The organism is Escherichia sp. KTE114 (assembly GCF_000407765.1).
Taxonomy (GTDB): Bacteria; Pseudomonadota; Gammaproteobacteria; order Enterobacterales; family Enterobacteriaceae; genus Escherichia; species Escherichia ruysiae.
The window spans coordinates 1510036-1530112 of record NZ_KE136626.1 but is presented as its reverse complement, the minus strand read 5'-3'; the positions used below and the strand labels follow the sequence as shown (position 1 = coordinate 1530112).

General features: G+C 51.4%; 14 protein-coding genes. 9 read left to right on the top strand and 5 right to left on the bottom strand.

The features are described from left to right. Window positions 1-96 precede the first annotated feature (96 nt). Genes nikA through nikR form a run of 6 tightly spaced genes read left to right on the top strand, consistent with a single transcriptional unit; the run spans window position 97 to window position 5419 of the window. Window positions 97-1671 carry a nickel ABC transporter substrate-binding protein gene (gene nikA / locus WC5_RS13625; protein ID WP_000953377.1) on the top strand — a complete coding sequence of 525 codons (1575 nt, stop codon included), beginning with the start codon at window positions 97-99 and terminating at the stop codon, window positions 1669-1671. Next, complete coding sequence (gene nikB, locus WC5_RS13630) at window positions 1671-2615, top strand: nickel ABC transporter permease subunit NikB (RefSeq protein WP_000947089.1); 945 nt, start codon at window positions 1671-1673, stop codon at window positions 2613-2615. The genes nikA and nikB overlap by 1 nt, the downstream gene beginning before the upstream one ends. After that, window positions 2612-3445 (top strand): nickel ABC transporter permease subunit NikC, encoded by an 834-nt coding sequence (gene nikC, locus WC5_RS13635; protein WP_001008963.1) that lies wholly within the window; start codon window positions 2612-2614, stop codon window positions 3443-3445. Before nikB ends, nikC begins: the two co-directional genes overlap by 4 nt. Beyond that, window positions 3445-4209, top strand: coding sequence for a nickel import ATP-binding protein NikD (gene nikD, locus WC5_RS13640; RefSeq protein ID WP_001136213.1), 765 nt, complete (start codon window positions 3445-3447; stop codon window positions 4207-4209). The genes nikC and nikD overlap by 1 nt, the downstream gene beginning before the upstream one ends. Further along, on the top strand, window positions 4206-5012 hold the full coding sequence (nikE, locus tag WC5_RS13645) for a nickel import ATP-binding protein NikE (protein WP_000173698.1): 807 nt from the start codon (window positions 4206-4208) through the stop codon (window positions 5010-5012). Before nikD ends, nikE begins: the two co-directional genes overlap by 4 nt. 5 nt (window positions 5013-5017) lie before the next feature. Continuing rightward, the gene (gene nikR, locus WC5_RS13650; RefSeq protein WP_001190062.1) at window positions 5018-5419 is read left to right on the top strand and encodes a nickel-responsive transcriptional regulator NikR; all 402 of its coding nucleotides are present in this window, start codon (window positions 5018-5020) and stop codon (window positions 5417-5419) included. 8 nt (window positions 5420-5427) lie between these two features. On the opposite strand, the gene WC5_RS13655 is transcribed toward nikR, so the two are convergent. From WC5_RS13655 to WC5_RS25650, 4 genes are all read right to left on the bottom strand, one after another. Then, complete coding sequence (locus WC5_RS13655; RefSeq protein ID WP_010350603.1) at window positions 5428-6552, bottom strand: ABC transporter permease; 1125 nt, start codon at window positions 6550-6552, stop codon at window positions 5428-5430. After that, window positions 6552-9287, bottom strand: coding sequence for a ribosome-associated ATPase/putative transporter RbbA (gene rbbA, locus WC5_RS13660; RefSeq protein WP_000149102.1), 2736 nt, complete (start codon window positions 9285-9287; stop codon window positions 6552-6554). Before rbbA ends, WC5_RS13655 begins: the two co-directional genes overlap by 1 nt. Next, window positions 9284-10351 carry an HlyD family secretion protein gene (locus WC5_RS13665; protein WP_000357900.1) on the bottom strand — a complete coding sequence of 356 codons (1068 nt, stop codon included), beginning with the start codon at window positions 10349-10351 and terminating at the stop codon, window positions 9284-9286. Before WC5_RS13665 ends, rbbA begins: the two co-directional genes overlap by 4 nt. Before the next feature lie 62 nt (window positions 10352-10413). Continuing rightward, window positions 10414-10527, bottom strand: coding sequence for a hypothetical protein (locus WC5_RS25650; RefSeq protein WP_212976463.1), 114 nt, complete (start codon window positions 10525-10527; stop codon window positions 10414-10416). Between the two features lie 495 nt (window positions 10528-11022). Here WC5_RS25650 and WC5_RS13670 point away from each other — a divergent pair, with 495 nt between their 5' ends. Further along, window positions 11023-12075, top strand: coding sequence for a DUF2776 family protein (locus WC5_RS13670; protein ID WP_016231547.1), 1053 nt, complete (start codon window positions 11023-11025; stop codon window positions 12073-12075). A 42-nt stretch (window positions 12076-12117) separates the two neighbouring features. On the opposite strand, the gene WC5_RS13675 is transcribed toward WC5_RS13670, so the two are convergent. Continuing rightward, window positions 12118-12414 (bottom strand): ArsR/SmtB family transcription factor, encoded by a 297-nt coding sequence (locus tag WC5_RS13675; RefSeq protein ID WP_000418114.1) that lies wholly within the window; start codon window positions 12412-12414, stop codon window positions 12118-12120. Window positions 12415-12519: 105 nt separating this feature from the next. Between WC5_RS13675 and WC5_RS13680 the strand changes: the two genes are divergently transcribed. After that, the gene (locus tag WC5_RS13680) at window positions 12520-13518 is read left to right on the top strand and encodes a permease (RefSeq protein WP_000464436.1); all 999 of its coding nucleotides are present in this window, start codon (window positions 12520-12522) and stop codon (window positions 13516-13518) included. A gap of 575 nt (window positions 13519-14093) precedes the next feature. Next, window positions 14094-19952, top strand: a complete 5859-nt coding sequence (proA, locus tag WC5_RS13685) for an anti-phage protein ProA (RefSeq protein ID WP_016231546.1) — start codon at window positions 14094-14096, stop codon at window positions 19950-19952. Window positions 19953-20077: the final 125 nt, after the last annotated feature.

Below are 20077 nucleotides of genomic sequence, written 5' to 3'. Positions count from 1 at the left end.
TGCCCATCTATTGATCCAGAACAGGTTATCAGTATGACGAATACTTAAAATCGTCATACTTATTTCCGCCATCTATTTTAATCCATTGGGGTTACCATGCTCTCCACACTCCGCCGCACTCTATTTGCGCTGCTGGCTTGTGCGTCTTTTATCGTCCATGCCGCTGCACCAGATGAAATCACCACCGCCTGGCCGGTGAATGTCGGGCCACTAAACCCGCACCTTTACACGCCTAACCAGATGTTCGCCCAGAGCATGGTTTATGAACCGCTGGTGAAATATCAGGCAGACGGTTCGGTGATCCCGTGGCTGGCAAAAAGCTGGACTCATTCAGAAGATGGTAAAACCTGGACCTTCACCCTGCGTGATGACGTGAAATTCTCCAACGGTGAACCGTTCGATGCCGAGGCGGCGGCAGAAAACTTCCGCGTAGTGCTCGATAACCGTCAACGTCACGCCTGGCTGGAGCTGGCAAACCAGATTGTTGATGTTAAAGCACTCAGTAAAACGGAGCTGCAAATCACCCTGAAAAGCGCCTACTATCCTTTCCTGCAAGAACTGGCCCTGCCCCGTCCTTTCCGCTTTATCGCCCCCTCGCAGTTTAAAAACCATGAAACCATGAACGGAATTAAAGCACCGATTGGCACCGGACCGTGGGTTTTGCAGGAATCGAAACTGAATCAGCACGATGTCTTCGTCCGTAACGAAAACTACTGGGGCGAAAAGCCGGCGATTAAAAAGATCACCTTTAACGTGATCCCGGACCCGACTACCCGCGCGGTGGCGTTTGAAACTGGCGATATCGACCTGCTGTACGGAAACGAAGGGTTATTACCGCTCGATACCTTCGCCCGCTTTAGCCAGAATCCGGCTTACCATACCCAACTGTCACAGCCGATCGAAACCGTGATGCTGGCGCTTAATACTGCCAAAGCCCCCACCAACGAGCTGGCAGTGCGGGAAGCTCTCAATTACGCGGTAAACAAAAAATCGCTGATTGATAATGCGTTGTATGGCACTCAGCAGGTCGCCGACACCCTGTTTGCCCCTTCCGTGCCCTACGCTAATCTCGGCCTGAAGCCGCGCCAGTACGATCCACAGAAAGCGAAAGAATTGCTGGAAAAAGCAGGCTGGACGTTGCCTGCGGGAAAAGACATCCGCGAGAAAAATGGTCAGCCGCTGCGCATTGAACTGTCGTTCATCGGCACCGATGCGTTAAGTAAATCGATGGCGGAAATCATTCAGGCTGATATGCGCCAGATCGGCGCAGATGTCTCGCTGATTGGAGAAGAAGAGAGCAGTATCTATGCTCGTCAGCGCGATGGTCGTTTTGGCATGATTTTCCACCGCACCTGGGGCGCGCCATACGATCCACACGCCTTCCTGAGTTCAATGCGCGTACCGTCACACGCTGACTTCCAGGCACAGCAAGGATTAGCCGACAAACCGCTGATTGATAAAGAGATCGGCGAAGTGCTGGCGACCCATGACGAAACGCAACGTCAGGCGCTGTATCGCGACATTCTGACCCGTCTGCATGACGAGGCGGTTTATCTGCCTATCAGTTACATCTCAATGATGGTGGTATCAAAACCGGAGCTGGGTAACATCCCCTACGCGCCGATCGCCACCGAAATTCCGTTCGAACAGATTAAACCGGTGAAACCTTAATGTTGCGTTACGTATTACGCCGCTTTTTGCTGCTGATCCCGATGGTGCTCACCGCCTCGGTGATCATTTTTCTGATGCTGCGCCTCGGCACCGGTGACCCGGCGCTCGACTATTTGCGTTTATCTAACCTGCCGCCGACGCCGGAGATGCTGGCCTCTACCCGCACCATGCTGGGACTGGATCAGCCGCTGTACGTCCAGTACGGCACCTGGTTGTGGAAGGCGCTGCATCTCGATTTCGGCATCTCATTCGCCAGCCAACGCCCGGTGCTGGACGATATGCTGAACTTCCTGCCCGCCACGCTGGAACTGGCGGGCGCGGCGCTGGTGTTAATTCTGCTCACTTCCGTACCACTCGGTATCTGGGCGGCGCGCCATCGCGACCGCCTGCCGGATTTCGCCGTACGTTTCATCGCGTTTCTCGGCGTCTCAATGCCTAACTTCTGGCTAGCGTTTTTGCTGGTAATGGCGTTTTCAGTGTATCTGCAATGGCTGCCCGCGATGGGTTACGGCGGTTGGCAGCACATCATTTTGCCGGCGGTTTCCATCGCCTTTATGTCGCTGGCGATTAACGCGCGGCTACTGCGCGCCAGTATGCTGGACGTCGCCGGTCAGCGTCACGTCACCTGGGCGCGGCTACGCGGCCTGAACGACAAACAGACCGAACGCCGCCATATTCTGCGTAATGCCTCGCTGCCGATGATCACCGCCGTGGGGATGCACATCGGCGAACTGATCGGCGGGACGATGATTATCGAAAACATCTTTGCCTGGCCGGGCGTCGGGCGCTATGCGGTGTCGGCGATTTTCAACCGCGACTATCCGGTGATTCAATGCTTTACGCTGATGATGGTGGTGGTTTTTGTGGTCTGTAATTTGATTGTCGATTTGCTCAACGCCGCGCTGGATCCGCGCATTCGTCGTCATGAAGGAGCGCACGCGTGAACTTTTTCCTCTCTTCCCGCTGGTCGGTACGCCTGGCGCTGATCATTATCGCCCTGCTGGCGCTGATTGCGCTCACCAGCCAGTGGTGGCTGCCGTATGACCCACAGGCGATTGATCTGCCGTCGCGCCTGCTCTCGCCGGATGCGCAGCACTGGCTGGGCACCGATCACTTAGGGCGTGATATTTTCTCGCGGCTGATGGCGGCGACCCGCGTGTCGCTCGGCTCGGTAATGGCCTGCCTGCTGCTGGTGCTGACATTAGGGCTGGTCATTGGCGGCAGCGCCGGGCTGATTGGCGGGCGTGTTGATCAGGCCACCATGCGCGTTGCCGATATGTTTATGACCTTCCCGACCTCGATTCTGTCGTTCTTTATGGTTGGCGTGCTTGGCACCGGGTTGACCAACGTCATTATCGCCATCGCCCTGTCACACTGGGCGTGGTACGCGCGCATGGTGCGCAGCCTTGTGATTTCGCTGCGCCAGCGCGAGTTTGTGCTGGCATCACGACTTTCTGGCGCGGGCCATGTGCGGGTGTTTGTTGATCATCTGGCAGGCGCGGTGATCCCCTCGCTGCTGGTGCTGGCGACGCTGGATATCGGCCATATGATGCTGCACGTCGCGGGGATGTCCTTCCTCGGCCTCGGCGTGACCGCGCCGACCGCCGAATGGGGCGTGATGATTAACGACGCGCGCCAGTATATCTGGACCCAGCCGCTGCAAATGTTCTGGCCGGGGCTGGCGCTGTTTATCAGCGTGATGGCCTTTAACCTGGTGGGTGACGCACTGCGCGATCATCTGGATCCTCATCTGGTGACGGAGCACGCACACTAATGCCGCAACAGATTGAACTACGTAATATCGCGCTACAGGCCGCGCAGCCGCTGGTGCACGGCGTATCGTTAACCCTGAAACGCGGGCGTGTGCTGGCGTTAGTCGGCGGTAGCGGCAGCGGGAAATCACTGACCTGCGCCGCGACGCTGGGCATTCTGCCCGCTGGCGTTCGCCAGACGGCGGGGGAAATTTTAGCCGATGGCAAACCGGTTTCGCCTTGCGCCCTGCGCGGCATCAAAATTGCCACCATCATGCAGAACCCGCGCAGCGCCTTTAATCCACTGCACACCATGCAGACCCACGCGCGGGAAACCTGCCTGGCGTTAGGGAAACCCGCCGATGACGCTACGCTTACCGCTGCCATAGAAGCGGTGGGGCTGGAAAACGCCGCGCGCGTGCTGAAGCTGTACCCGTTCGAGATGAGCGGCGGCATGTTGCAGCGCATGATGATTGCGATGGCGGTGCTGTGCGAATCTCCGTTTATCATCGCCGATGAACCAACCACCGACCTCGACGTGGTAGCACAGGCGCGCATCCTCGATCTGCTGGAAAGCATTATGCAAAAACAAGCGCCGGGGATGCTGCTGGTCACCCATGATATGGGCGTAGTAGCACGTCTGGCGGACGATGTGGCGGTAATGTCTCACGGTAAGATTGTTGAGCAAGGCCAGGTCGAAACGCTGTTTCATGCCCCCAAACATGCGGTGACGCGCAGCCTGGTTTCCGCTCATCTCACCCTCTACGGTATGGAGCTGACATCATGACTTTACTTAACGTCTCCGACCTTTCACATCACTATTCACACGGTGGATTCAGCGGTAAGCACCAGCATCAGGCGGTGCTGAATAACGTTTCTCTGACCCTGAAAAGCGGTGAAACCGTCGCTCTGCTGGGGCGCAGCGGCTGCGGAAAAAGCACCCTCGCGCGGCTACTGGTAGGCTTAGAATTGCCCTCACAAGGGAATATTAGCTGGCGCGGCGAACCGCTGGCGAAACTTAATCGCGCCCAGCGTAAGGCGTTCCGCCGCGATATTCAGATGGTGTTTCAGGACTCCATCAGCGCCGTTAACCCACGCAAAACCGTGCGCGAGATCCTGCGTGAACCGATGCGCCACCTGCTATCACTAAAAAAATCCGAACAACTGGCGCGCGCCAGCGAAATGCTGAAGGCGGTCGATCTCGATGACAGCGTGCTCGACAAACGCCCACCGCAGTTAAGCGGCGGCCAGCTCCAGCGCGTCTGCCTGGCTCGCGCGCTGGCTGTCGAACCGAAACTGCTGATTCTGGATGAAGCCGTTTCCAATCTTGACCTCGTATTACAAGCGGGCGTCATTCGTCTACTGAAAAAGCTGCAACAACAGTTTGGCACCGCCTGCCTGTTCATCACCCACGACTTACGCCTGGTGGAACGCTTTTGCCAGCGGGTGATGGTGATGGACAACGGGCAAATCGTCGAAACCCAGGTGGTGGGAGATAAATTAACCTTTTCCTCTGACGCCGGACGTGTGCTACAAAACGCGGTATTACCCGCATTCCCCGTGCGCCGTCGCGCCACTGAAAAGGTTTAACGCAAATGCAACGAGTCACCATCACGCTTGATGACGATTTACTGGAGACGCTGGATAGCCTGAGCCAGCGTCGTGGTTATAACAACCGTTCCGAAGCTATCCGCGATATTCTGCGTAGCGCCCTGGCGCAGGAAGCGACCCAGCAGCACGGCACACAAGGTTTCGCGGTGCTGTCGTATGTGTATGAACACGAAAAACGCGACTTAGCCAGCCGTATTGTCTCCACCCAGCATCATCACCACGATCTCTCGGTCGCCACGCTGCATGTGCACATTAATCACGACGACTGTCTGGAAATTGCCGTGCTGAAAGGAGACATGGGCGACGTACAACATTTTGCCGATGACGTTATCGCCCAGCGCGGCGTGCGGCACGGACATTTGCAGTGCCTGCCGAAGGAAGATTAACCCCGTAATCACGCCATTGTCCCAATCGTCTTCCTGAATCGCAGCAGCGCGATGGTGAAAAACGCGCCGCCAATTGCCATCAGCGTAAGGAACTGCGGCCAGACGATTTCGAATCCGGCACCACGGTAGAGAATGGCTTGCGCGAGGCTAACAAAGTGTGTCGTCGGCATGGTCAACATAATGTCCTGCACCATCTGCGGCATACTTTCGCGCGGCGTGGAGCCACCGGAAAGCATTTGTAGCGGCAGCAGCACCAGAATCACCAGCAGCCCCAGTTGCGGCATTGAACGCGCGATCGTCCCCATAAAAATGCCGATTGACGTGGTGGCAAACAGACTGAGCGCCACGCCCAGCATAAACAGCGGGATCGAGCCTTCAATCGGTACGCCCAGCACGCCTTTCACCATCAGCACCAGCGATAATCCCGACACAACCAGCACCACCAGCCCCATCGACCAGACCTTCGCCATCATGATCTCAAACGGCGTTATCGGCATCACCAGCAGGTGTTCCACCGTGCCGTGTTCACGCTCGCGGATCAGCGCCGATCCGGTCAGCACAATCGCCAGCATGGTAATGTTGTTGATGATCGCCATCACCCCGCCAAACCACGCGGGATCGAGATTCGGGTTAAAGCGCATCCGGGTTTCCAACGATACCAACGGTTCGCTGTTATCACGGTAGCGCGCGACAAAGCTGTTCACTTCACTGTTGATAATATTCTGGATATACCCGTTGCCGGTAAATGCCTGGCTCATGCGCGTAGCATCGACGTTCACCTGAATATCCGGCTGGCGTCCGGCGAGGACATCACGCTGAAAATTAGGCGGAATATTTATCGCGAAGGTATAGCGCCCGGCGTCCAGCCCGGCATCCATCTCATCGGCGGTGATCATCTCCGGCGGCAAAAACCACGGGCGGTAGAAGCTGTTAACGATCCGGTTCGACAACTGCGATTGATCCATATCGGCAATGGCGATCGGTGCGAGATTCAACGATCCTGGCGTAACGGTTGCCGACGAGTACACCGACACCGTAAACGAGAAAACAATCAGCGTCAGCATCGCTTTATCACCAAGCAGACTGCGCAACTCTTTGATACCCAGATTAAAAATATTGCGTAAATGGCGCATCATCCCTCCTGTTTTTTCAGCAGCAGGATGCTTAAGCCCATCACCAGCGGTATGGCTATCAGCAACGGGATAAAAAGTTGCCATAAATCAGTCAGATCCAGCGCCTTCGAAAACGTCCCGCGCGCGATAGTCAGAAAATGACTGGTGGGGTAAACCTCGCCGATCCAACGCCCCGGCCCTTCCAGCGATGCCACCGGATCGATCATCCCGGAAAACTGCGTCGCCGGAATCAACGTGATAATCGCCGTACCGAAAATGGCGGCAATCTGGCTTTTCATAAAGGTGGAGATCAGCAGCCCCATTCCGGTGGCGATGATGATATACAGCAGCGCCGCCAGGGTGAGCGTCATGAAGCTGCCTTTATGCGGCACGCCAAACACAAACACTGACAGGGCGCAGAGCAGGAAAAAGTTCAGCATCCCCAGCGCGATGTACGGCAGCTGTTTGCCAAGCAAAAACTCGCTACGGGTGGTGGGGGTCACGTAAAGGTTGATAATCGACCCTAGCTCTTTTTCCCGCACCACGCTAAGGGCGCTTAGCATTGACGGGATCATCATCAGCAGAAGCGGGATCACCGCCGGAACAATCGCTGGCAGGCTTTTTACGTCCGGGTTATAGCGATAACGCGTCTCAATATTCATCAGCCCGCTTTGGCTGGCGGGCGTGGATTGTCGGCTCGCTACATCCTGTAACCAGCTCTGGTGCATAGCCTGCACGTAGCCTTTTACCGTTTCGGCGCGGCTCGGCATCGCACCATCGATCCAGACACCGAGTTCCACGGGTGTACCACGCGCGATATCGCGCCCGAAATTGGGTGGGATCTCAATTGCCACCGTGATATCGCCCGCACGCATCCGGCGATCCAGCTCGTCATAACTGGTGAGCGGTGGTTGTTCGATAAAGTAACGGGAACCGGAGAGATTGAGCGTCCACGCCTGGCTACTGACGGTCTGGTCGCGATCGAGCACCGCAAAGCGCAGGTTTTCCACATCCATACTGATGCCGTAACCCATTATCAGCATCAGGATCACTGTTCCCATCAGCGCCAGCGTCGAACGCACCGGATCGCGGCGCAATTCCAGTGCTTCGCGGCGGCTGTAGCTAAACAGACGGCGCAGGCTAAATCCCTGACGCGGGGCGTGGGTGGTGTCGTGTATCACGGGCGGCGCTTCGGCTTCGTTGCTCTGCCCTGCCGCCTCCTGCAAACAGGCGATAAATGCCTCTTCCAGACTGGCGGCTCCACGTTCCTCAACCAGCTCCTGTGGCGTGCCGCTGGCGAGCACTTTTCCGGCGTGCATCAGTGAGATACGGTCGCAGCGTTCCGCTTCGTTCATAAAGTGGGTGGAGATGAAAATAGTCACTTTGTCCTGGCGCGAGAGATCGACCATCAACTGCCAGAACATATCCCTCGCCACCGGATCGACGCCAGAAGTAGGCTCATCGAGGATTAACATCTCCGGGCGATGAATCACCGCTACCGCCAGTGAAAGCCGCTGACGAATGCCGAGCGGCAATGACTCAGGCAGCACATCTTCGACGTCGTTGAGCTTAAAACGCTCGCTCATTTCAGCAACTCGCGCGGGAATTTCCGCTTCCGGGATGTGAAACAAACGAGCATGTAACTCAAGGTTTTGCCGCACGGTGAGTTCGTTATAGAGCGAAAACGCCTGCGACATATAGCCCACCCGACGACGGGTATCGATATCTTTTGGATCAACCGGTTGCCCAAACAGCCACGCCTCACCTTCGCTGGCGGGCAGCAGTCCGGTAAGCATTTTCATAGTGGTGGATTTACCGCAGCCGTTCGAACCGAGGAAACCAAAAATCTCCCCGCGTGGAATGCGGAAATTGACGTGATCAACGGCAACGAAGGAACCAAAACGCATGGTCAGATCGCGCGCTTCGATGGCAATCTCTGCGTTTTCAGGTTGATACGGTGGGATCACTACCGCCTGATGCGCCTGGCGTTGCGCTTGCGGTAACAGATTAATAAATGCTTCTTCCAGCGTGGCGCTTTGTGTTTGCTGACGCAGTTCTTCGGCGCTACCGGTCGCCAGCACTTCTCCGGCATTCATCGCTACCAGCCAGTCGAAGCGTTCGGCCTCTTCCATGTAGGCGGTGGCGACCAGCACGCTCATATTGCTCTGCCGCTGGCGAATACTGTCGATCAGATCCCAGAACTGGGCGCGGGAGAGCGGGTCAACCCCCGTTGTTGGCTCATCAAGGATCAACAGTTCCGGGTCGTGGATTAACGCGCAGCACAGCCCAAGTTTTTGCTTCATCCCGCCGGAGAGTTTACCTGCCGGACGATCGCGAAACGGTGCTAACCCGGTGCTGGTCAGCAACTCATTAATTCGGACTTCCCGCTCCGCTTTATCGTGACCGAACAGGCGAGCGAAAAAATCGACATTTTCATACACCGATAAGGTGTGGTAGAGATTTTTGCCCAGCCCCTGCGGCATCCAGGCGATGCGCGGGCAGACGTCGCGGCGATGCTTCGGGTCGCGCATATCGCCGCCCAGCACGATCACATTGCCCTGCTCAATGACGCGGGCACCGGAAATCAATGACAACAAGCTCGACTTCCCGACGCCGTCCGGGCCAATCAGCCCGACCATGCAACGGGCCGGAATATCGAGAGTAATATTGTTCAGCGCAACGGTTTTTCCATAATGCTGGCTCACGCCCGCCAGTTGCGCGACAGGCGGGACGGGAACCAGTTCCAGATGCGTCATTGCGGCAACCTCACCACGAGGTCGTCAGGCCACGGAAGTTCTTCATTCACCCGCACCCACGCTACGCCCGGCAAACCAGTTTTGACATATTCCAGATGCTGCTGGAGTAATTCCGGTGGGATACGCGCTTTGACACGGAACATCAGTTTCAGCCGTTCATCGCTGGTTTCGACGGTTTTTGGCGTGAACTGGGCGACACTGGCGACAAAACTGATGGTCGCCGGAATACGCAGATCTGGCGCGGCATCGAGGATCAGCCGTGCTTCGCCGCCAAGTTTCAGCGTGCCCGCCTGTTCGGTTGGCAGGAAGAAGGTCATATAAACGTCGCTCAGATCGACCATATTCAGCACCCGACCGCCTGCCGCCAGCACTTCGCCTGGCTCAGCAACCCGATACTGCACGCGTCCGTCACGCGGGGCTTTTAGTTCACTATCGTCGATATCTGCCGCAATACGCCGTTCAGTGGCTTGCGCAGCTTCTACACGAGTTTGTGCCTGAATGATATTGGTACGTGCCGCTTCAATAGCGGCTTTAGAAGCCGAAACCTGGGCTTTTGCCGATTCCAGCGCAGCACGGGCGCTTTCAGCGGCGGCGCGGTCATCATCCAGTTGTTGCGCAGAAATAGCCCCACTATGGGCGAGCGAGCGGGAACGCGTATGACGTTTGGCTACGGAGTCCAGTTCAGCCTGGCGTTGATTAACCAGCGACTGTGCGGCACGAGTTTCACTTTGCCGCTGTTCCAGCAAAGCCTGCGCGGCGGCAACGGCACTTTGCGCCTCTTTGATTTGCGCGATGGCTTCCAGTCGCTGCTCCTGCAACACACGAGTGTCCATCTTCGCCAGCACTTCGCCTTCGCGGACAAACTGCCCCTCTTTCACCAGAATGGTGTCGATACGCCCGGCGATTTTACTGGCGATATCCACTTCCGTCGCTTCAATGCGACCATTACTGACGGCAAAGCCCTCCGGTACACCTGCCGGACGCAATAACCACCACGCCAGGACGGCCGCAACCGCCAGTAACCCGACAACCCACCACGCCAGATGGCGCTTAATCTTATCCATAATCGACCCGCCATAATCCCTGTAATTAAACGACGCGTGTTACAGCAGCCGCCGAACGATGTTCAGCGAATTCTTCCATCCGGGATGAGAAGGAAACGGCATATACGACCAGGGCGCCGCAAGATGAGCGCCAACGGGGAAGGCTTAGTGAAAACGGGTAGTAATGTTGTCATCATCAGCATTCCTGGCCGTAAATGAAACACGCATACTCATAATTGAAATCAATTAAATACTAACAGTTATATTCATGTTGTCTATTTGATTACAATCAGCTTGTGATACATCACGATGTTCTACATTTCGATTACGTTTTTAACCCAAAATATCCTTAACAGGAACGGTGACTATCACACAGCGTTATTATTCTTTTGTGTACAAATATCTTAACGAAAGGTAATAGGGTATTTTTGCGAAAAGAGGGTGGATGAGAAAAAGCAGCATTTTAAGCGACGATGAAAAATAAGGAAAAGATATTAATTCAGAATTAGCTGTAGGATAAATATTTATTTGCCAGCATTAACTCGCCTATAAAATTCAATACTCAGAACAATAAATCCGGTTATAGTAAAGTTACTTTTTACAATTAGTAGTATCTCATTGTTATATTTAAGTGACTAAAAATACTACTTACACGCTTTCTGACATTAGCGGAAACGCATATGGAGATTGAGATGAACATATATATCGGATGGTTGTTTAAATTAATCCCTTTGATAATGGGTATAATATGCATCGCGTTAGGTGATTTTGTATTAGCAGGTTCTGGGCAAAGTGAATATTTCGTTGCAGGGCATGTTTTAATTTCTCTTTCTGCAATATGCCTGGCGTTGTTCACTACTGCATTTATTATCATCTCTCAGTTAAATCATGGTGTGAATAAATTCTACAACACGCTATTTCCTATTATTGGTTATGCAGGTTCCGTTGCAACGATGATTTGGGGGTGGTCTCTGCTGGCAAGCGATAATGTGATGGCGGATGAATTTGTTGCCGGGCACGTTATTTTTGGTGTTGGGATGATTGCCGCCTGCGTATCAACCGTCGCGGCATCTTCCGGGCATTTTCTGCTCATCCCGAAAAACGCGGCAGGGAGTAAAAGCGATGGAACTCCGCTTCAGGCTTATTCTTCGTTTATTGGTAATTGCTTAATTGCCGTGCCACTACTTCTGACTCTCTTTGGTTTCCTCTGGTCAGTTACTCTTTTGCGTAGTGCAGATATTACAGCGCATTATGTTGCAGGCCATGTACTCCTGGGGCTAACGGCAATTTGCGCTTGTCTTATTGGTCTGGTCGCCACCATTGTTCATCAAACGCGGAATACATTCTCAGAGAAAGAACATTGGCTCTGGTGTTATTGGGTTATTTTGCTCGGCTCACTTACCGTTATTCAGGGCATCTACGTATTAATCAGTTCAGATGCAAGCGCCCGTCTGGCACCCGGCATTATTCTCATTTGTCTGGGAATGATCTGCTACAGTATTTTCTCCAAAGTGTGGTTGCTGGCGTTGGTCTGGAGACGCACCTGTTCGTTAACCAACAGAATACCAATGATACCGGTATTTACCTGTCTGTTTTGCCTGTTCCTCGCGGCGTTCCTTGCTGAAATTGCGCAAATCGATATGGCTTACTTTATTCCCTCGCGGGTTCTGGTAGGCTTGGGTGCAGTATGTTTTACGCTGTTTTCAATCGTTTCTATATTAGAAGCGGGTTCTGCGAAAAAATAATGGCTCTCGCCGGGTTGTGGTTATGCTACAGCCCGGCGAATATTAATACTTCCCGTTATTCACGCAGCACTCTTCACGCAGAAAACTAATAATCCCTTCCAGAACATCATATTGCGAGACACACATCAACGTGCGACTTTCGCGGTTTTGCTTAACCAGACCAACGGATACCAGCGCCGAGATATGGTGGCTTAAGGTCGATGCGGGGATCGCAAGTTCCTTCTGTAACTCGCCTACCGGCATCCCGCGCTCTCCCGCTTTGACCAGATGACGAAAAATAAACAAACGGGTCGGATGACCTAATTCTTTCAGTGCCTTAGCGACATCTTCCAGTTCCATAAGTAGTTTCTCCGGTTAATTGATATTTCGATGATACCAGAAATATCTTGCTCATCGCTCATCATTTCGATAATTTTAGAAATATAGTTTTATAGAGGATATAAAATGTTTGAATGGTTACCAGGGCTGCGCGACGCCGCCGGGATGTTCCTGTTCTTAGCCGTAGAGCTATCGTTACTTTTTCTTCTTATCAGTGCTGGTGTCAGCGTAATCCGTCAGAAAATCCCGGATCATAAGATCCAGAAAATGATGGGTGCGCGTAAAGGGCGCGGTTATTTGCTGGCAGCAATGTTAGGTGCAGTGACTCCGTTTTGCAGTTGCTCAACCATTCCCATGCTTCGCGGTCTTCTTTCTGCAAAAGCGGGATTTGGCCCAACGCTCACCTTTTTGTTTGTTTCACCATTACTCAACCCGATTATCGTCGGGCTAATGTGGGCAACATTTGGCTGGAAGGTAACGTTGCTGTACGCCGTTATTGCGTGCGGCGTTTCACTGACCGCCAGTTTGTTACTGGATTTTGTTGGCTTCGAACGATATGTCATACCGGCGAAGGGGAGCAACGCGAGCTGCTGCAAACCGGTGTCCGATAAACCCGTTATTAACTTGCGCTCCTCGACGTTTACGCCGCAAACCACATCTTGCTGTACCGCAAAACCTGCTGTTAATTGCTGTAGTGCAGCCAAAACGGCTCCCCCCAGCCTGCTGACTCAGGCAATAAAGGATGCATGGCTGCAATTTAAAGAAGTGCTGCCCTACCTGTTAATTGGGGTACTAATTGGCTCATTTATTTACGGCTTTATTCCAGCGCAATGGATTGCAGCACATGCCGGAACGGATAATCCACTGGCTATCCCCTTGAGCGCGGTTATAGGTATCCCGCTCTATATACGTGCAGAGGCCGTAATTCCCCTCGCCTCGGTATTAATGACCAAAGGCATGGGGATGGGAGCTGTAATGGCACTCATCATCGGTAGCGCGGGTGCCAGCTTAACAGAAGTTATTTTGCTGAAATCGATGTTTCGCACGCCGATGATTATTGCCTTTCTGATGGTAATTTTAGGAATGGCAGTGGTCATGGGATATGTAACGCAGACGTTATTCTGAGGCCAAATCCTGCGCACAAGCCCACGCCCCCTGAAAGTCATAACTCCCAGTCAGCTGGTAACTTCTGTTACTTCTACGATAAATAAAAACCAGGCAAGCCAAGGGGCGTAATGGGGAAAGCGCACCTCAGACCGAGGCATGATTAGCCTGGCTCATGAAATGTACTCTCCCTTCTCAAAGTGGTTCTCATTGCAGGGGTATTTACTTCTGTTTCTTATAATTAACACGGAGTTAACTTAAGTCACTAGAAATACAAACCGCGCTCCAGATAATAGCGTCTTCCCAAAACAACGACTGAAAGTGAAAAACGCCTATAGATTAGCGGTGCTTAATCATTTAAGGTATTAAAAAAATCGAGACTATTCTTAGGATATTTATCCAGACGGACGGTTTTGGATGTCGTTGCTTCTCATTAGTTGCCTTTGTACTTATACCCTGCGATCGGGTTATACAGTAGACCTGCAATTTTGAACATCGTGTAATAGCAACCCTTCTCCTCTCCTTTATGTCTGCCTAGACATCCATTCAGCAACCATTTGAATGCCAGAGGAATTTACCTCAAAGGAGAGGCGTTTATGAGTATTAAAGCGCAAATAAGTATTGCCAGTAAGCTGGGATTTACTTCACATCAGAATGCCGTGCCTCTGTTACGTGAGTTTGTTTTACACAACGAGTCAGACCAAAGTTTTCACGATTTAACGTTACATCTGCAAACCTCCCCCACCGTTCTGGAACCTAAAAAGTGGCATATCGATTGCTTGCTTCCCAATTCTTCTGTGGACATTCGCGATCGCGATATAAAACTCAATGCAGAGTGGCTGGCGGAGCTGACAGAAAGCGTCGTATGTGAAGTCTCGTTCAGTTTGCTACAGGGAACCGAAGAGCTTCTCACTCTTAATTACCCTCTGGAAGCACTGGCGAAAAATGAATGGGGCGGAGAAGCAATGTTTGAATTGCTGCCTTCTTTCATTATGCCAAATGACCCCGCAGTCGATCGTCTTTTAAAGGCGACATCAGACGTGTTACGCCGCGCTGGAAAAAACGATACTTTAGAAGGTTACGAAATTCAGTCCAGAACACGGGTATGGGAGATTGCTTCCGCGTTGTGGACCGCAGTCTGTAACCTGAATATCAGCTATGCCTTACCCCCTGCCAGTTTTGAGCGTAACGGTCAAAAGATCCGCACGCCCGGCGCTATTCTCGAAGGTAAAATAGCGACTTGTCTGGACACTACTTTATTATTTGCTTCTGCACTGGAACAAATAGGGCTTAATTCTTTGGTATTCCTGTGCGAAGGACATGCTTTTGCGGGATTTTGGTTACAACCACAAGAGTTTTCACAACTCGTCACAGAAGATGTCTCTTCAGTCCGTAAACGCATTGATTTGCAAGAGATGGTTGTGTTTGAGACGACACTGGTCACGCAAGCCTATCCACCTTCATTTAGTCAGGCAGTTGAAGGGGCATTGAAACACCTTACCGAGGATGTTTTTCACGCGGCCATTGATACCCGGCGTGCGCGAATGCAGAAAATTCGCCCTTTGGCTTTGGCAGTCTCCCGTCTGGCCTGCCAGCCCGAAGATGAGTCAGAAATCCAGCACGGTTTTGAAGATGCGCCAGTCCTTCCCTCTTTTGAGCTTGACGTTGAAACCAACAATGAAAAGGACACCGCCAGCCGTTTAGTGCAATGGCAACGTAAATTACTCGATTTAACGACACGAAACCGTTTATTGCATTTACCTGAAAGTGCAAAAGGCATTCGCTTAATTTGCCCTCATCCAGGAAATCTTGAAGATAAACTCGCTGAAGGCAAAAGAATTCGCATTGTGCCTTTACCCGATCTAGAAATGGGAATCCGCGATACTGAATTATATCGCCAGCAAACCAATGAAAACCTTCGCGAAGAATATGCTCTTCTTGCTCTTGATCGGGGGGAAGTGGTATCGCCGCTTGAAAAAGACCGCCTTGAAGCAACACTTATTGATTTGTATCGTAAATCTAAAAGCGATCTGGAAGAAGGTGGTGCTAACACCCTGTTTCTTGCTGTGGGTTTCCTGAAGTGGAAAAAATCTGCCGATGATCCAAAAAGTTATTCAGCACCATTGATTCTTCTGCCCATCCAACTCGATCGTAAAAGCGCCCTTTCCGGTGTAACCATGCGCCTGCTGGAAGAAGAACCCCGCTTTAACCTCACGTTACTGGAGCTACTTCACAATGATTTTGCTCTGACGATCAAAGGGCTTGATGGTGAATTACCTACTGATGAAAGCGGCATTGATGTCGATGGTATCTGGAATATTGTACGCCGTGCCGTTCGGGATATACCTGGCTTTGAAGTCACCCGAGATGTTGTGATAGGCACTTTTTCTTTTGCCAAATATCTGATGTGGAAAGATCTCATCGATAGAGCACCACAGCTAATGCAAAGCCCCTTAGTGAAATATCTCATTGAGCGCGGTCAGGAGAATGTGGTTCTGGAAAAAAACGGGGAAATTGTCGAAATTGATGATCTTGATGCTGTAGTCAATACTCAGGAGCTTTTTCTCCCCTTACCCGCAGATTCTTCGCAAATTGCAGCTGTCGTTGCATCGGCAAAAGGTCGTGATTTTGTTCTGGATGGTCCTCCTGGCACAGGAAAATCTCAGACAATCGCCAATATGATTGCGCATAATCTGGCGTTGGGTAGACGTGTATTATTTGTTGCAGAGAAAAAAGCGGCGCTTGATGTGGTCTATCGTAGACTTGAAACTCAGGGACTTGGAGAGTTTTGCCTTGAGCTGCACTCCAGCAAAACATCAAAGATGGATTTTTTAAAGCAACTGGAACGTGCATGGGATGCTCGCGACATACTTACTACGCGTGAATGGGAAGAAGAAGCCAGCAAGGTTCAACGACTGCGCGACAAATTAAATCAGATTGTCCGTTTGTTGCATCGTCGTTGGTCAAACGGGCTGACGCTTCATCAGGCGATGGGACGCGTTATCAGAGATGCCAGTTCAGTCACGCCATCTTTGGTTTGGGCTTCTGGTATTCAACATACCGTTGAACAAATGACGGAGTTCAGAGACATAACCAGACGCCTGGAACTCAATCGCGATGCTTTTAAGCAACATGGTCATCATTTCAGGATTATCGCCCAAACAGAATGGACGAACGGATGGCAATCCTCGCTCATTGCCGAAGCTAAGACGATCCCCGTTAAAATTGATGATTATGAACAAGCCGCACAAAAATTACTTGAAGCAACAGGGATTTCTCTGGATACCACTGATCCAGAGAAATTACATCAGCTAATCAACCTCTGTGAATTATTGTCAAAAGCTGCAGGGCTTGATCTCAGTTTTATGTTTACTCCCGATGTCGCCTCACGAATAGAAGCGGCAAAAACGGTAATTACTCTTCTCTGTGAGATCGAATCGAACAAAGCACAACTGTCTGTAACTTATCCAGATAATAGCTGGCAACATGTGAATATTTCGCAAATTAAACATTCACTTGCTGAGGCAGATAAAAAATTCTGGTTCTTTGCGACGAACGCACGCAAAAACGTGATTGCTGGGGTGATGCAACAATATTCGCTAAACGCGACACCTGACCTCTCGGTGGATCTCGCTGTTATCGAAAAACTGCAATCATTACATCAACGTCTGTCCGATCTTGCGCCTTTGATGACGACGCAGCCAGGCTGGTATGGTCTTGATACCAATCAAAATAGCTTACGCGACGCGTTGGAACTAGCGGAATCTATTCGTACGGCACTTGCAAGTTTTGCATCCTCGCCACAACAACTTGCAGAATTCCGAACCTCCGTAGAAACATTAATTGTTCACGCCAATGAGTTACTCGGTCCTCAGGGAATGATGATGGCATTAAGCCAAAATTTACGTACCTCACTCTCTGACTTTACTGAAACTAAAACCAGATTCTGTCATCTCCTCAATGTGACAGAGAGCGAGCATGGAATCGCCGAGTTACGTGAGTGTGCATCAGGCATCGTTAATAACCAAACTGCTCTTAAAGCCTGGAGTGACTGGTGCCGCGTTCGTGAAGAGGCCATCGACCGAGGTTTATTACCTCTGATTAATTCTATTATCCTGGCTGATTCTGACGACATCAGCGCGACGGAGTTATTCGAAACGGCTTATTGTCGTTGGTTCGCTTCGTGGGTAATTGATTCTGAGTCGTTATTACATAACTTTGTCCCTGCTGAACATTTCAGTGATATCGAGACTTACCGTACGCAAACCGATCGCCTGGCTAAACTCACGGTTCGCTATATTCGCGCCAAACTGTGTGGAGTCATACCTGCTAAAAATGAAATTACCCGGCAAGGCGGTTTTGCCTTACTTAAACATGAATTACAAAAATCCCGACGCCATAAACCCGTCCGCCAAATGGCGGCAGAAATGGGTGACGCCATGTCAAAACTTGCGCCCTGCATGTTGATGAGTCCTCTTTCTGTTGCACAATTTTTACCTTCGGATCAACCACTGTTTGATCTGGTTATTTTTGATGAAGCATCACAGATTTCTCCCTGGGATGCGATTGGGGTAATGGCACGCGGTAAGCAGGTCGTTATTGCGGGAGATCCTCGCCAGATGCCACCAACCAGTTTCTTTAACAGGGCTGCTAGTGATACCGATGATGACACCGAAGAAGATATGGAAAGCATTCTTGATGAGTGTCTGGCTGCGGGTCTGTATAACCACAGTCTGAGCTGGCATTATCGCAGCCGACATGAAAGCCTGATCACCTTTTCCAACCATCGCTATTACGACAGTAATCTCATCACCTTCCCGGCGCCAGTCACACGACAAAGCGCGGTTCAGTGGTGCAAAGTATCAGGGGTCTACTCCAAAGGGAAAGGACGTCATAATCAGGCCGAAGCAGAAGCGATTGTTGCTGAAACCGTAAAACGTCTGACCGATAAAAACTTTGTCACATCAGGTAAATCAATTGGCATTATTACCCTGAATACAGAGCAGCAAAATCTTATCAGTGATTTACTGGATCGCGCCCGCCAACATCATCCTGAGATTGAGCCTTTCTTCCAGTCAGAACAGGAAGAACCCGTGGTTGTTAAAAATCTTGAGACAGTACAAGGGGATGAGCGAGACTTGATCATGCTTGGCATCGGATATGGTCCAACGGAACCCGGAGCCAATACCATGTCGATGAACTTCGGCCCATTAAACCGCGAAGGCGGCTGGCGTCGACTGAACGTTGCCGTGACTCGCGCCCGCCAGGAAATGATAGTGTTCAGCTCATTTGAACCTTCCTTTATCGACCTTAACCGCACAAGCGCGCGTGCTGTTGCTGACCTCAAGCACTTTATCGAGTTTGCTCAGCGCGGACCACTGGCATTGGCACAGGCAGTTCGTGGCTCTGTCGGTGGGTATGACTCCCCCTTCGAAGAGGCTGTAGCAAACGGCTTACGCAGAAAAGGCTGGCAAGTTGTTCCACAGATCGGCGTTTCACGCTTCCGTATTGATTTAGGTATCGTTCATCCTGATAAACCGGGTGACTACCTTGTTGGCGTTGAATGCGACGGTGCAACCTACCATAGCGCCGCCACAGCACGTGACCGGGATAAAGTTCGTAGCGCCATACTGCAAGGACTGGGCTGGACGCTTCTTCGCCTTTGGTCAACTGAATGGTGGATCGACAAAGAAGGTGCGCTTGAGCGACTTGATGCTGCGATAAGTAACTTATTAGAAGCTTCGAGGGCCAAGGAAGCTGCTAACGTTGCAACGCAAAAACAGGAAGCAACCGCCCCAGTAGAAAATGGCAACTCAGATAAGAATTTAGAAACAGAAGCTCACATTGTCGCTAATGATGAAAAATTATCCTCATTAATTCAGAGTGAACATCCGATGGTGCCTGAAGAGGAACCGTTATCTGAACTAAAATATGCCAATAACACGGTACTGGAGATGTGCAGTACAACTAACACCGGCACCTATGTCACGAATAATTTGATTGACTGGCAAGGTAAAACCGACTCAGAGAAATTTTATACCTCTGAATATGATGACACTTTAAAAGCGTTGATTGCCGATGTTGTTCAAGTCGAATCTCCTCTTCTTGACACCACACTCGTTCAGCGTATTGCGCGCATTCATGGATTTACTCGAGCAGGCAGGCTCATTCGCGAACGCGTCATGGAGATTGTCGGTCAAAATTATCACGTCGCAACTGACCATTCTGGCGAAGATTTTGTTTGGCTATCAGAAACGCAAAGAACAGACTGGAATTCCTTCCGCCTGCCAGCGACTGACGAGGATATACGTCAGGTTGATGCGATACCTAGTGAAGAATTACGCGCATTAGCGTTAAGCCTTGAAGAGGAAAATAAGATCATGGAAATGGCTAAATCTCTGGGAATAAAACGACTAACCAGTCAGGCCAGACAACGACTGGAGTTGGTTATCTAAAATCATACCATTCCGGGAGGAATATCCCGGAATGGTTACAACTAGCCCTGTTTGCAGTGCAAAAGCGGGGCATCATTTTCATACTACTCTGTGTAGCGTTAAAAAAGTTCTGCTACTAATTCAAT

What these genes read in the sequence shown, in the direction of transcription:
- nikA (WP_000953377.1), top strand. Translation starts at nt 97, where the DNA reads ATGCTCTCCACACTCCGCCGCACTCTATTTGCGCTGCTGGCTTGTGCG.
- nikB (WP_000947089.1), top strand. Translation starts at nt 1,671, where the DNA reads ATGTTGCGTTACGTATTACGCCGCTTTTTGCTGCTGATCCCGATGGTG.
- nikD (WP_001136213.1), top strand. Translation starts at nt 3,445, where the DNA reads ATGCCGCAACAGATTGAACTACGTAATATCGCGCTACAGGCCGCGCAG.
- nikE (WP_000173698.1), top strand. Translation starts at nt 4,206, where the DNA reads ATGACTTTACTTAACGTCTCCGACCTTTCACATCACTATTCACACGGT.
- nikR (WP_001190062.1), top strand. Translation starts at nt 5,018, where the DNA reads ATGCAACGAGTCACCATCACGCTTGATGACGATTTACTGGAGACGCTG.
- WC5_RS13655 (WP_010350603.1), bottom strand. Translation starts at nt 6,552, where the DNA reads ATGCGCCATTTACGCAATATTTTTAATCTGGGTATCAAAGAGTTGCGC.
- rbbA (WP_000149102.1), bottom strand. Translation starts at nt 9,287, where the DNA reads ATGACGCATCTGGAACTGGTTCCCGTCCCGCCTGTCGCGCAACTGGCG.
- WC5_RS13665 (WP_000357900.1), bottom strand. Translation starts at nt 10,351, where the DNA reads ATGGATAAGATTAAGCGCCATCTGGCGTGGTGGGTTGTCGGGTTACTG.
- WC5_RS25650 (WP_212976463.1), bottom strand. Translation starts at nt 10,527, where the DNA reads ATGATGACAACATTACTACCCGTTTTCACTAAGCCTTCCCCGTTGGCG.
- WC5_RS13670 (WP_016231547.1), top strand. Translation starts at nt 11,023, where the DNA reads ATGAACATATATATCGGATGGTTGTTTAAATTAATCCCTTTGATAATG.
- WC5_RS13675 (WP_000418114.1), bottom strand. Translation starts at nt 12,414, where the DNA reads ATGGAACTGGAAGATGTCGCTAAGGCACTGAAAGAATTAGGTCATCCG.
- WC5_RS13680 (WP_000464436.1), top strand. Translation starts at nt 12,520, where the DNA reads ATGTTTGAATGGTTACCAGGGCTGCGCGACGCCGCCGGGATGTTCCTG.
- proA (WP_016231546.1), top strand. Translation starts at nt 14,094, where the DNA reads ATGAGTATTAAAGCGCAAATAAGTATTGCCAGTAAGCTGGGATTTACT.